The 13129-nt window shown below is 29.6% G+C and carries 10 protein-coding genes and 1 tRNA gene; 6 read left to right on the forward strand and 5 right to left on the reverse strand.

Annotation, left to right across the window (positions count from 1 at the left end):
- The first annotated feature begins 89 nt into the window (after positions 1 to 89).
- The 3 genes from RGRSB_RS00100 to RGRSB_RS00110 all read left to right on the forward strand — a co-directional run bounded on the left by RGRSB_RS00100 (position 90) and on the right by RGRSB_RS00110 (position 2337).
- Positions 90 to 509 carry an Npun_F0494 family protein gene (locus RGRSB_RS00100; protein WP_119259288.1) on the forward strand — a complete coding sequence of 140 codons (420 nt, stop codon included), beginning with the start codon at positions 90 to 92 and terminating at the stop codon, positions 507 to 509.
- A 68-nt stretch (positions 510 to 577) separates the two neighbouring features.
- Positions 578 to 2062 carry a cobyric acid synthase CobQ gene (gene cobQ, locus RGRSB_RS00105; RefSeq protein WP_119259289.1) on the forward strand — a complete coding sequence of 495 codons (1485 nt, stop codon included), beginning with the start codon at positions 578 to 580 and terminating at the stop codon, positions 2060 to 2062.
- Positions 2063 to 2097: 35 nt separating this feature from the next.
- Positions 2098 to 2337, forward strand: a complete 240-nt coding sequence (locus RGRSB_RS00110) for a 2Fe-2S iron-sulfur cluster-binding protein (protein ID WP_119259290.1) — start codon at positions 2098 to 2100, stop codon at positions 2335 to 2337.
- A 531-nt stretch (positions 2338 to 2868) separates the two neighbouring features.
- Here RGRSB_RS00110 and RGRSB_RS00115 read toward each other — a convergent pair.
- The 4 genes from RGRSB_RS00115 to RGRSB_RS00130 all read right to left on the reverse strand — a co-directional run bounded on the left by RGRSB_RS00115 (position 2869) and on the right by RGRSB_RS00130 (position 5892).
- Positions 2869 to 2955: transfer RNA gene (locus RGRSB_RS00115), tRNA-Ser, on the reverse strand.
- Between the two features lie 670 nt (positions 2956 to 3625).
- On the reverse strand, positions 3626 to 3832 hold the full coding sequence (locus tag RGRSB_RS00120) for a hypothetical protein (RefSeq protein ID WP_119259291.1): 207 nt from the start codon (positions 3830 to 3832) through the stop codon (positions 3626 to 3628).
- Positions 3833 to 4920: 1088 nt separating this feature from the next.
- Positions 4921 to 5679 carry a cobalt-precorrin-6A reductase gene (locus RGRSB_RS00125; RefSeq protein WP_119259292.1) on the reverse strand — a complete coding sequence of 253 codons (759 nt, stop codon included), beginning with the start codon at positions 5677 to 5679 and terminating at the stop codon, positions 4921 to 4923.
- 12 nt (positions 5680 to 5691) lie between these two features.
- Positions 5692 to 5892 (reverse strand): hypothetical protein, encoded by a 201-nt coding sequence (locus RGRSB_RS00130; protein ID WP_119259293.1) that lies wholly within the window; start codon positions 5890 to 5892, stop codon positions 5692 to 5694.
- A gap of 3110 nt (positions 5893 to 9002) precedes the next feature.
- Here RGRSB_RS00130 and RGRSB_RS00135 point away from each other — a divergent pair.
- The 3 genes from RGRSB_RS00135 (at position 9003) to RGRSB_RS00140 (ending at position 10835) form a co-directional block, all read left to right on the forward strand.
- On the forward strand, positions 9003 to 9146 hold the full coding sequence (locus RGRSB_RS00135) for a DUF2256 domain-containing protein (RefSeq protein ID WP_119259294.1): 144 nt from the start codon (positions 9003 to 9005) through the stop codon (positions 9144 to 9146).
- A gap of 33 nt (positions 9147 to 9179) precedes the next feature.
- Positions 9180 to 9347, forward strand: a complete 168-nt coding sequence (locus RGRSB_RS09845; protein WP_145961872.1) for an isoaspartyl peptidase/L-asparaginase — start codon at positions 9180 to 9182, stop codon at positions 9345 to 9347.
- Between the two features lie 1116 nt (positions 9348 to 10463).
- Positions 10464 to 10835, forward strand: a complete 372-nt coding sequence (locus RGRSB_RS00140) for a YkgJ family cysteine cluster protein (protein WP_119259295.1) — start codon at positions 10464 to 10466, stop codon at positions 10833 to 10835.
- Positions 10836 to 12247: 1412 nt separating this feature from the next.
- Here the strand turns inward: RGRSB_RS00140 and RGRSB_RS00145 are convergent.
- Positions 12248 to 12958, reverse strand: a complete 711-nt coding sequence (locus RGRSB_RS00145; protein ID WP_119259296.1) for a lysophospholipid acyltransferase family protein — start codon at positions 12956 to 12958, stop codon at positions 12248 to 12250.
- Positions 12959 to 13129: the final 171 nt, after the last annotated feature.

A 13129-nucleotide genomic window follows, 5' to 3' on the forward strand; every position in this document is an offset into this window, starting at 1 on the left:
AAAGTTTATTAATTTCGATCATAAGGTTTTACATGTTCTTTGAACACCTTTAACAATAAAGACATTGGACTTTTTCAAAAAAAATTTTTATGGCTGCTTCTTCAATTCAACTTCTGACTCTCTCAGACCTCAACTATTCTAGCAAGACTATAAAACGAGCTGAACGTGCTTTATGTTGCACTTCGTTTAGGTTATCTTTATTTGTTGCAATGGGAAAGAATAGTGTTCCTCTATCTAAAATTGCTCAATCCACTGGTGTTGAGAAAAAATACACTCAAAAGTTTCTTTCGTATCAAAAAACTGAAAGAGACTTAATGTGGTTAATTACTGTGGGTATCCTACGACGGGAAGTTGATGGACAAGGAATTACAGATAGTTTTCGTTTAACCCCCTTAGGACGGAAAGTTGTCGCTAAGTGGGAAAGCCAAGGAGAACAAGTGTCTCAACCTTCGTGGTGGGATTGTATAGTAAATCGCCTAACCCGTTGGTTTAATTTTCTTTTATTGTAAAAATACAAAAAGTCATGGGCACAGCTGAGCAAAAGTCTTATGTCCTTAATATTAGGTTTAACTGATTTATGAACTCTATCATGGTGGTAGGAACAACGTCCCACGCCGGAAAATCTTTTCTTACTACGGCTATTTGTCGAATTTTAGTTCGTCAAGGGTGGCGTGTTACCCCATTTAAGGGACAAAATATGTCATTAAATGCCTATATTACTCCTGATGGCGGGGAAATTGGGTACGCCCAAGCAGTACAGGCCTGGGCGGCCAAAATAATCCCTACAATCGAAATAAATCCTATTTTACTTAAACCTCAGGGAGATATGATATCCCAAGTCATTATGAAGGGGAGCATGATAGGAACAACCCATGCAGCTGAATATTATGAAAAGTATTTTGATAAAGGATGGAATGCTATTACATCATGTCTTGAGCATCTAAAAACAAGATATGATGTGATCGTTTGTGAAGGTGCCGGGAGTCCTGCTGAAATAAATTTAAAACACCGAGATCTAACGAATATGCGAGTTGCCCGCTATTTAAACGCAGCGACCATTTTGGTGGTTGATATCGATCGCGGAGGAGCATTTGCCCATGTGGTAGGAACCTTACAACTCCTTGAACCTGAAGAAAGGGCATTAATTAAGGGTATTATTATCAATAAATTTCGGGGACAGCGATCGTTATTAGATTCAGGGATTGATTGGTTAGAAAATTACACTAAAATTCCTGTTTTGGGAATTATTCCCTGGCGTAATTTTGTGTTCCCTTCAGAGGATTCTTTGAATTTATTAGATCGGCAATCATCCAATACAAAAGGAGAATTAACCATCAATGTTCTCCGCTTGTCTCATATTGCAAATTTTACAGATTTCGAGCCCCTAGATGCAGAACCAACAGTTAATTTAAAATATCTTGATCTCCAAGACCCTTTAAATTATCCTGACGCTGTAATTATTCCAGGCTCTAAAACTACTATCGTTGATTTAATTGAACTTCATAAAAGTGGAATGGCAAAAAAAATACGAGATTATATCAAGTTGGGAGGTGTTGTCATTGGGATTTGTGGTGGATTTCAAATGCTAGGAAAACAGATATTTGATTCTGAGCAATTAGAAAGTGACAAAAATTTCTGTTTAGGATTAAATTTACTTCCGATGGAAACAGTTATTACCCCTAAAAAAATTTCTCGCCAACGACAAATAATATCTAATTATCCCAAATCTGGTTTAATCGTAATAGGGTATGAAATTCACCAAGGAATTACTTGTTCAATCGAGTCAAAAAAAACAAGAAAAGCTATCACTTTGTACTCTTTATTTGATGATTCTAGTTTAGGAGTTGTTAACGATACTTATTCTGTTTGGGGTTGTTATTTACACGGACTATTTAATAATGGAGTCTGGCGACGGACTTGGTTGAATTTTCTACGTCAACGTAGGGGTTTATCTAGTTTGCCTACATCGATTAGTAATTATTGCGAACAACGGAATACTAACCTTGATATACTAGCTGATTTAGTGGAGGAATTTGTTAATCTAAAACCCATATTAAATTAGTTAATAGATTGTTAATCCTAAGGGTTTTAAAAATCATGACAGTTAAAGTACAGTTTCTACCTGATAAAATTACTATTGAAGCTCAGCCTGGTGAACTTATATTAGAGGTAGCACAAAGGGCAGAAGTGTTTATTCCCACAGGATGTTTAATGGGTTATTGTCATGCTTGTGAAGTGGAATTAGAGGACGGCAATCCTGTTTGTTCTTGTATTAGTATAATTCCAGCTGGAAGTGATTTTTTAAAAATTTATGTCTATTCCGATCCTGTTTGGTAATTAATAGAGTATTTTTTATTACACAAATTGTTGAGCTTTTAATAAGTTATTAGTTAATAACTTATATTTATAATTTAATAACTTATTAATATCCCTAGAAAAGGGAGAGATATAGGGAAAAAGCATCAAGATAAATATACATAATATTTTCTGAGGCTATTGTATAATTTTTCTATTTGCCAAATCTTCGGACTAGATTGGTATTTAGCTGTTTTTCCTTTTTAACAATTTTTTGGGGCTAATTTACTTAATAAATAACTTTTTACTCTTATGAATCGACTCTTGCCTAAAAATCCGGCATCTTCAATTAAATGTTTTGGACCAACTTGGAACAAATTTTCAGACTTTAATTGCCTAATTGTATCGTAGAGAGCTTTTGATTTATAACGTATATAAACCCCATACTCCCATTCTAACTTAATCTGACAGCAGTTGAAGTTTAGAAAACGGCTGAGAACAACTACCGTCCGTACAGCACAATCGTAATTCAGACAGTAATCACAGTTAACTTTTAATTTCTAATTCTGTATACGGAGAGGGAGGGATTCGAACCCTCGTTAAAGTTACCCTCAAACAGCATTTCCAGTGCTGCGCCTTCAACCACTCGGCCACCTCTCCAGGTGGGTCACAACTAAACAATTATAGGATAAAATGTTCTATTAGATCAAGTTTTCTTATAAAAGATTTGGGCAAGAGACAAAGTAAAGGGAATATTTTATTGTCAGGAGGAATATCACTTAGACTTTAACGCTTGCCAATCACTACGGCAAACCCTCAGTAATTGTGTTATTTTCAGCATAAATATCTAGATTTATCTAGAGGTCAACAGGATACATTGGAAATTTTATGACATCCTCACTTGCAGATAAACATAAATAGGCTCGCAAAACATCATTTTTGTTTCTCACACAAGAAGTGTATTTTTTTCATAATGTGTTGAGTAAATAATCTCTAATATACTTTTTTATATTACTGTTAGGTTTTCCCTTCTTCAACAATGACAACCAAGATAAATTGATGCACAGAGAATCGACATATGGACTGATTGATAACAACAACCACTGATGATGCCTAAAATTGAACAGGGGGTAATTCAAAAATAATATCAGCACCCCTTCAATTTCTTCATTAAGGACTAAGATGTGTTAACAACTCCCCGAATGACTGCATTTACCTCTGCTAAGCAGGAGCATGGGTTTGTAGTAGTTTTATATACTAAGTTTGTTCAAAGGCTGTAGAGTCAGGAAAATGAAGTTAGCTGAGACTTTCTTACATTTGTTGGATGGATTCATCCTCGTATTCTCCCATCCAAATTGAATATTCCTTCTTTTGGGGTACTGATATATTCAATGCCATGATGGAGCAAAGCACTTGCCATCTGAGTAATTTTAACCTCAACAATTACTACTTTTAGCAAATCTACCTTGTTATGAATGCCACTAGTCGTCGTTAAGTTTGCATCAATGCGACGATAAAGAATAACAATCCAGAACATGATCAGACACACAGACTAAGGGTGCTAAATAGCATATTAGAGTGGATTTCCAGGTTTTCTAAAATTAGATTTGGTTAATGAGAGCGATTAAACAATACGAGTTTAGCCCCTACTTGGACTGGTCGCCTAGTCATATTAGCCATTCTGCTGAAATGGAGACCAATATAGATATTTAATTCTAAGACATCAGTCCCCGCCTGTTAAATTTATTTGACATAATCTAATTAACTATCAAGGATAAATCTATTAAGAATAGCAATGATTAAGAGTCTTTAGCATTTCTTTCACTTGACGGATGTAATTGAGATATTTTCGAGAACCTATATGAGAAATTTCTAGTTCAGAAAAGTAGGTTAACGCTTTCGGAAAACTTTTCGTTCCATGAGTAAGATAATGATGAAATTTTCGGCGTTATTACTATAATTTTTTCTTAAAAAGAGAGTACAAAATAACCGATAAATCACCACTTTTTCATAATTTTTAAGATATCAATCTCTTTAGTTTATAGGGTTAAAAATCTCTTTCAGTAGTGAGATTAGAGGCTCATATTAATATAATTTATCGTTAAACTTCAAATTTATTCCTAGTATATAAATTTTGGGTTTATCCTGCGTTTTCGTCAAAAAAATTTTTTATAAAAAATGGAGTTATTACGAGTATCTTGTATATATAAATCTTAAAAGACTGTAATTATTATGTTTACCATCTCTGTCATATTTTATCCTTATTTTAAGGTTTGTCCTGACTCTTTTTCTTCAGCTCAATATCTTTTTATAATTTTCTTAAGTTTTTTAGGTTTCGTTCAGAATAAATCTGAGATTGAATAGACCTAATTATTAATCTTAAATAAGCATATTTTTAACAAATTAGTCAATATATAATAAAAATTACTGTGTTTTTAAGTAAGTTATAAAAAGCAACTAAAACTATAATTATTTGTTCTTTAACTTTAATCTATATATTTATTATTTTTATCTCATTATTTAGTATTTTATAATCAAGTGTATTTACAGAATTTTAGTAAAGAAAGTGGTATCTCTATAATCATTATTTACACATATGTAAATACTATTAATAATAAGTAAAACCTAGGAATATTGATAACAAAATCTAATGATGTCTGATAATTGGTATGTTTGTTGAGGATAGCTCACTAAAGGTCGTTTAATAATAATTATTTTTACTCCTAATTCAGTTGCTACTAACCTTTTTATTAACTCTCCTCCCTGTCTTCCCGATGCTTTAGAAACAACCAAAGAAATATTCCATTGCCGCCATAATGCTTGTTCTAATTCTGCACTAACAGGAGGACGTAAGGCAATTAAGCGATCACTGCTAAAGCCTGCTTTTATAGCCACTTCCAATGATTCTATTTTAGGAAGAACACGAGCAAATAAAACAGCGCGACTCTGCCAAATTTTAAATAAAGGTAATGGTTTATAACCAACACTTAATAAAGTTTTTTCTCCTTGAAGATAATTACCTTTAATCAAAGTGTCAAAATTATCGAGAGTAATGATTTCGGGAGAAGGAGGAAGGGATGCTCGTTCATAGCGGAGATAAGGTATATAATTTTCTTGGGAAACAGTGATTGCCTGCCGAGAAATCTGCACTGCATAAGGATGAGAAGCGTCTACAATAGCGATAATTTTTTCTTGTTGACATAAAAGTCGAATTTTGTCTGTATTTAAAGTACCTGTTTTTATAGTTAAATAGGGGCTCCTGGGATAGAGAATTTGGACATTTTCTGTAGCTACAGTGACGAGACAGGCTAGTCGCTCTGAAACGATAGATTCAGCAATTATAACACTATCTCTTGTTCCTCCAATTAGCCAAATTTTTCTCATAATTAATAATACTTATCCTCCTCCTCCTTTTAAAGCTTTTTGAAAATTATGACGGTAAGAAATATTAAAAATAATTAAAACTGGCCATAATAGACTTAAGATTAATTTGTCAGGTAATTGACGACTAAAGTTAGTGTAGCTATAGCCTTTGAGAAATTTCCAGATACCAGCTAAATAAACAACTAGTATAGTAAACAGGATTAGTTTAACCATTTTAATTCTCTTTTGAAAAGGTTAATTAAGGATACGTTTCCTTATAATCTTATCTCACTTATCTCAACTTTTTGTAAATTGAGTTACGCAATAACATTTTTTTACTTTAATCAACTCTGCATAAAACACCTACTATTTATCTAGATAATGGTCCATATCACTGATCGAATAAATAATCAATTTAACTTTATTAAATTTTAATATAAGTAAAAATATAGGCATAAGCTATCTTATCAGAAGATAAGTTTCACTCAAAGTAAATCACTCATTATTCTTTTAGAAAGCTAATATTTCTCGTTATTTACTGTATTAACTACTTTATTTTTTATCTTTTAATTATTCAATTTTTTTTTTATTTAATCATTTTTTTTATTTTAAAAAAATGATTTTTTTGCTGAATATCCAGAGTTTTGTGTTACTTTTTTTCTTAAAAATTTTTCTAAAATAGAGATTTTTCATATTTCTTTATAAAAGATTTTATAAAAATTATTCCTTAACTAATAAAATATTACTCACTACTATTTACTTTGTTTTTTCTATTACCTTGTTTATTTAAGTAATTACTCTAATAGATATTAGATAATTAATCATATTTCTTTTAAAATCAATAAAAATCTATCATTTTTTTTGATTTTACTGTAGACTCCTACTGCTGCTTTATTTTATATTTATAGTTTTTTTATAAAAAACTATTTAAGTTAAGTTAAAACTTTTTTTAATATCTAGATATTAAGCTATAATAAATATCTTTTATAGACAATAATTATATATTGTCTCCAATAAGAATAATTTGGGTATCTAAATCTATAAATTACCTGTAGTTTTTTTCAAATTTTAGTTGATATTAAGTATCTATCAATAATTATTATACTTTGATTGTTTAATTCTAGACAATATTTTTCAAAAATATTAGGTAACTTAGTTTTTTATTTATATTCACAACAGAAATAGTTAAAGTTTAAGATTTTTTTATGAAAATTTTTATATATTTTTATCTATAGAGTCATTAATTATAAATAATAAATTACCTTTTTCTATAAATCTAATAATTGTGTCATAAGTAGTTATTTCTCAGTATGTTAAAAACAATTAGCTGTTTTAGATAAATAACAAAATTTTGATGGAATTCAATTACAGTTTTAATTTTTTATTAATCCTAAAAAATAGCTAATTGGTTCCTTATAAAATAACTTATTAAATAAATTTAAACTAGAATAATTGACAAAAGTTAACAAATTAATTAATAGTTTTTAAAATAATTATTTTAAAAACTATTTAGCTTATAATTAATAATATTTTTCATTTAGAATGAATAGCCTTTTTCTAGTAATTTTACTGTATTTATCTTGATTAATCACTATTAATACTTTTTTTTTTATAACTAAAATAATATCTAAAACAGCTGGTTTATTTCAATAATTTAGATTTTTTCTACAGTGATTCGAAATTACTTTAAATATCAAAGTTAGTCGTTAAAAAATTGATTAATACAAATACTATATCCATATTTTTTAAAGAAAATATAGGAAGCTAACACTAAGGTTACTCCACAAAAATTGGCAAAGAGATCTTACCAAAAAATATATTTTAGCTTCTAATCCAAAAATTGATTTGAGATAGAGATTTAAATTAAAATAAGCTGCATTACTTTTACAATAAAAAGCTTTCTTATATTTATGTCTTAAATTATTTAAAATCTGATAATTAAGACGATAAAATTATCTTCTTTTAAAAAACTTTAAAGGTTATATTTGATCCTAATCCTCATAAAATTCAAGTCTTGATATAACTATTCTCAAAAAAATAAATGAGTATATTCACTACAAAAACTTTGTTAAAGTTATTCTTATATTACTACGCTATATTTACATATTAAATTAACAATTATATCTGATAATTTTCTAATTTATTTTCAATAATCGAGAGACTTTGTCTTCAAAGTATAGCAAATATTAAGATAGTTAAGCTATATATAGTATAATCAAAGTTATTATTAGCTAATAATTTTAATATTTATTACTAATAATCAACCAATAATATTCTTAATTATATCTTTTGTTATTGTTCTATTTTTACTAAAAACTCTACTAAATTAATTATTTAAATATCATAAATAATTTTTTTTATTTTTAATAAAAATTAAATATTTTTTGGCTAAATTTAAAATTTCATCTATTATCAATAACTTCAATAGTAGGCTGGTTAAGTATTAATAGATGTCTAATATTTATAAACAAGAAATAAGGTAAAAATAAGGTAAATATTAGTACATGAGTGTTTGTTAGATTTTGGTTAACTTTAATTTAGCTTATGTAATTTAAAACCTCTTCTGAACTTAATAAAATTTGATTTATACCAAAATAAGTTCAATTCTTATAATTTACTTTAGCTAAATTAAAGCCTCTACTAATAAAATAATTTTAGCAAATACTTTATTAATTAAATAATATTTATTGGTAAATTTATCAAATTCTTATCGACCGTTTTATGAATTGTATTAAGATGTTCTTATCGGTTTTAGAAGAGATACCAACAGTCACATCAGATGAGCTCCAAGTCAATTTTTAAAAAATGATAATTAATTTGAATATAAATGTGTAAGTTTTTATCCCCTGTATCTGTATTAATTATTACGCAAATAGTAGCATAATTACTAGTAAAAAAATATCAATCAAATTAGTCTAAAATAATCTCTTATTGAACTTTGATATATTCGGATTCTAAGTAAATATCTAAGACTCAATTCATGTACTTAAAAAACAAGAACAATTTCAAAATAAAGAAATTATTTATTAATTTTATGTTTTTTCAGAAAAATTAATTTTTTCTAAAAAAAATTTACTATCTAATTCAAAGAATTTTTGTATATCTTCTATATTTTTTAGAAAAACTATAGACTGAGATAAAGTATAGCAAATACTATTGTCAGTATAACTTACAAAGTTAGTGCGAATTCCTCCGTTGAATAAAATATTTTATTCGTTTGATTATTCTTAACCATAAAAATAAGTTATAGAAGTATAATAATCAATAATTAATAATGGTTAACTGCCCAACTTAAAAATTATCTACTATATAATTTAATGATAACTAAATTAATAACGTGATTTATGGCACGTCAACGTTTAAAATCTAATTTGCCGAAGAAAACTTGTAGAGTTTGCGGATTGTCTTTTACCTGGCGCAAAAAATGGGCTAAGTGTTGGGATGATGTAAAGTATTGCTCCGAACGCTGTCGTCGGCATGGTTCTTAGTCCAAATAGTGATCTTGACTTTTAACTTCATTTATGGTCGCAGTTCAACCTAGATTAACTATTCATGGCAGTGCGAGTTTCTTTACAGATAAAGAGGATTTAGAAAATGTCCGTCGACCTCTCTATAGTATTGTTAATGAAGTCTATCAACCACTTAAAAATCAAGAAAGTGTGATAGATAATATGATCTTGGGTCACTAATGTCTCAAAAATAAATCCCGTTTTGATGCTGGAACAAGATTTAGTTTTGCAGTTAGATAAACTAGTTTACATGAGTGCTTAATTAATGAATAGAACTAAACGAAAATTTAGCAGCGCAATTAAGATCTATCGCATCAAAAATCTCATTTGACTAGCTAAATTTTATAAATCTAAGATGATCAAATAATTTCTAATTTAGATTCATCTAAATTGGATGAGGAACTCAAGATTTTCATTTATGATCCCCCACATGGTTTCGCATATTAAAGGATAGCTCAAAAAGTAAAAAAATAACTATCAAGATAAAACGTAGTAATTAATTACTTAACTGTATTTAAAAGTAGGACTGGTTCATTTGAGTGATTGTCCTAGATGGTTATAAAAACATCATTGCAGGTACTTCTACAGAGATTAGGTTAAGAAATTACGGCGGGTGAGTGACTCAAAGATGCTGACTGGGAACTATGCTAACTCCCACAGTAATGTGGGTTATGTAGGAGTGGGAAAAGATATCGTCAATAAAATATCTAGCGGCAAAAATTATCATTCAAATAAATAATAGAGTGAACCTGTCCTATGCCACACAAAAATCTAAAATTAACCGAAGTAAACTAGGTTCAATATTTCTTGAATGAAAATGGGGTTATTGCTTAGGGTAAAACTTATAAAATCATCTTTGTAGCCTATCATGACAGTCTTACCATAAAGAAACCCTGGAATGGAAACTTATAAAACTTATAGGTTATAATAGTGGGGGGACTGTAAGAAATAAAAAGTCGAGAGAGTAGTCCATAGACGATAGGAAGAGTTAGCTATCAGCCGTTCACTATTTGCTAACTTCTAGAAATCGCCACCATAAAATGGTAGCGAAAGCATAACCATGGGACTTAAGGTCATAATCAAGTCTGCAGAAATTAATTATAAATAGATTTTAGATTTAAGGCTGTTAATGATTCCATGTTGTCTTCTTAAAGTTCCTGTTGTAAGTTGATATTGAATTGTAAAAAGCCTAAAAAACCATAGCCCATAATATCTAGAAATGTCTCAGTCTTTTTAAAGAGAAACACAAAAATACATATAATTTTATTATAAACCTAGTATAAGGTTCTTTAAACTATGGTAACTTGGCAATGTGTAACGGAATGTGGAGCTTGTTGTAGTCTTGATCCGGTAGATCGTCCGGACTTAGAAGATTATTTGACCCTAGAAGAAATAACCCACTATTTCAGTTTAGTGGGAAAGAGAGGATGGTGTATCAACTTTGATTGTGACACCCGTAGATGTCGTATTTATCAAAACCGTCCTGATTTTTGTCGAGTAACACCAGAAACATTCAAGAAAATGTATAAGATTGAGAAAGCAGAGTTTAATGATTTTGCTGTCAAATGTTGTCAGCAACAAATCGCAGGAGTTTATGGAGAAAATAGCCTTGAAATGGAGCATTACAACAAAGAAATAATGGTAGATAAGAAGACGGGAGATAAATAAATCGGTGACCTTGGGATGTTCCTTTCGGGCAGATTTTTTATCTATAAGGAGAGATAAGTCAACAATTAATTCAAATGCTTTTATGTAAAATCTACTTACTGAAACCAACTATAATTTGTCTATTTTGTTTTCTAGTGAATGATTAAACAAAGAATAAATTTAACTTAATAGTTGAGCACGAATGGTATTTCTCTCCTGTTTACAGTTCTACTTTTTTATCAATTAAAGCTATTTTTAGCTTAACCTAATTTCAACTTATTGTAGGTTTAATATATTAGTTTACTAGAAATAGATGTTCAGTAATTTCAGGTTAGACAGTAATTAATAAACATGTTTTTCTAACTCATGTCTGTGGAGTAATACTAGATTTTGCCTAGAATTTTCTAGCTTTTAGACAATCGATAGTAGAAGTTTTTATTGTGAAATATATAATATCAATTTAATCATTGAGGACAATACAATTTACTCTCTGAAGTTTTCATCTAGTCCGATCTCACAACTTAGGTTAATTAGATAAACCCAGCTATGGTACCATTTAACTTTACTTTTATTTCATAAATATTAAACAATCATGTTTTAAGGTAAATTAAGATGATTTCATACTATATTTAGGGATATGCAATCTTGTAAGACGCGTTAATATTAAATTTTATTGAAAATTACTTAAAGTAAATCTATTGAGTACTCACGCTATTAACCTTTGGACTATATCAATTTTTTTGTTATATTAGGTAGGCGCTCATGATGGACTATTTCATATCTGTGTTGAACGTAATCAAGACAAAGTTAAGTTTTAGTTTCAGCTAGTCTGTTTTCAGAGTAAACAAGTATTCAAGCAGGTAACTATCAATAAAAGTTAGAAAAGTAAATTATTCTATATCTCTATATTTAGTTCTTAACTCTAAACTCTTAGAAAGAATAGTATAGAATTCTTTTTCTTCTCATTGTTTCAATTTAGGTTAAACTAAACCACTTGTATTTATATATGTAATGAGCTGCTAAAAAGCTAAAATAACTTCTTTGACAATCAAACTACTTAAAAACTTTGCCATCCATTAATTGACTGACACAAATAACGCGCTTAGCGCAGATATATCCTATTGATACTATATCTATAGTATGCTTGCATGGTCTCTTCAACTTTTACATAACTTAATTTAAGACTATAATAATTATCTTTTAATCGACCTTAGCAGAAAAAATACATTAAAATAAGCTATGTAAAGATATTTAATCTGAAAAACTTAAGTTTTGGACAACTTTTGGGAAAAATTCAAAACCATTTGAGTATTGGTTAAATAACCAAATGATGATATGACTAATTGTCGTTATAATGCTATTTACTGTTATAAGTCTTAGATATTTATAGTGCTGAGTGATAGCATCTTTATTGAAGGAAAAATAATCTTAATTTAAGAGGCAACTGCTACTGATTCTGAAGGATCTTGTTTTCGATATAATTCCCTAAGAATTGTTTCTAAATCATTGGTTAGCTTTTCAGAACTGCTTTTTATTCTTTTTGAATTATATCTAGCCACTTCTATGGGCTTTCCAATAGTTACCGTTACATCGGTTCCCCAACTGGGATAGGGTTGGATATATCGAATCCCAACTGGAAGAATTTTAACTTGACATCCTGGGTTTTTGGATTCTACTTCTAGGGCAATACGGGCAACTCCTCGCTTAAGAGGATGAATTTTATTATCCCGGAAAATTCCTCCCTCTGGGAAGATAACTAACATTTCCCCTGCTTTTAGGAGCGCAACACTATGTTCTAAACTGCTTAATCCTGGACGCTTAACATCAATAGGAAATCCTCCCAAATGGTGAATTAGGCAACCTTGAATTCCTGTCATTTCGGTTGATGTCACCATAAACCGTACGTCTCGACTACTGACAAATCTTCCTACAGCTTTAGGGATGATCAAAGCATCCCATCGGGAACGATGGGTTGGGGCAACAATTGTTGGCCCAGTTATTGGAATATTTTCCTGGCCAGTAATTATGATTTGACCAAAAAATGAAGGCAACACTAACCAACACCCTAGATGGTATACCAACTTAACTAACCAGGGATTAATGGACGATTCAATTGAGTTACTAGATAAAGTAGATAAATTCATAAAATTAGGCAAAATACAACTTTTTTAAAAAAAGAATTTTTTATAACTATAGTTATTTTCAGCTTCACTTTAATCGGTCTTATGAATTAATGTCTCAAAAGTAGAGGACAGTTAATCGAGTGTCATTCACCAAGAACCTACATAATCAATAATCATTGAAAATTGACAATA

This window comes from cyanobacterium endosymbiont of Rhopalodia gibberula (assembly GCF_003574135.1).
In the GTDB taxonomy this organism is placed as follows: domain Bacteria; phylum Cyanobacteriota; class Cyanobacteriia; order Cyanobacteriales; family Microcystaceae; genus Rippkaea.

What these genes read in the sequence shown, in the direction of transcription:
- RGRSB_RS00100 (WP_119259288.1), top strand. Translation starts at nt 90, where the DNA reads ATGGCTGCTTCTTCAATTCAACTTCTGACTCTCTCAGACCTCAACTAT.
- cobQ (WP_119259289.1), top strand. Translation starts at nt 578, where the DNA reads ATGAACTCTATCATGGTGGTAGGAACAACGTCCCACGCCGGAAAATCT.
- RGRSB_RS00110 (WP_119259290.1), top strand. Translation starts at nt 2,098, where the DNA reads ATGACAGTTAAAGTACAGTTTCTACCTGATAAAATTACTATTGAAGCT.
- RGRSB_RS00120 (WP_119259291.1), bottom strand. Translation starts at nt 3,832, where the DNA reads ATGTTCTGGATTGTTATTCTTTATCGTCGCATTGATGCAAACTTAACG.
- RGRSB_RS00125 (WP_119259292.1), bottom strand. Translation starts at nt 5,679, where the DNA reads ATGAGAAAAATTTGGCTAATTGGAGGAACAAGAGATAGTGTTATAATT.
- RGRSB_RS00130 (WP_119259293.1), bottom strand. Translation starts at nt 5,892, where the DNA reads ATGGTTAAACTAATCCTGTTTACTATACTAGTTGTTTATTTAGCTGGT.
- RGRSB_RS00135 (WP_119259294.1), top strand. Translation starts at nt 9,003, where the DNA reads ATGGCACGTCAACGTTTAAAATCTAATTTGCCGAAGAAAACTTGTAGA.
- RGRSB_RS09845 (WP_145961872.1), top strand. Translation starts at nt 9,180, where the DNA reads ATGGTCGCAGTTCAACCTAGATTAACTATTCATGGCAGTGCGAGTTTC.
- RGRSB_RS00140 (WP_119259295.1), top strand. Translation starts at nt 10,464, where the DNA reads ATGGTAACTTGGCAATGTGTAACGGAATGTGGAGCTTGTTGTAGTCTT.
- RGRSB_RS00145 (WP_119259296.1), bottom strand. Translation starts at nt 12,958, where the DNA reads ATGAATTTATCTACTTTATCTAGTAACTCAATTGAATCGTCCATTAAT.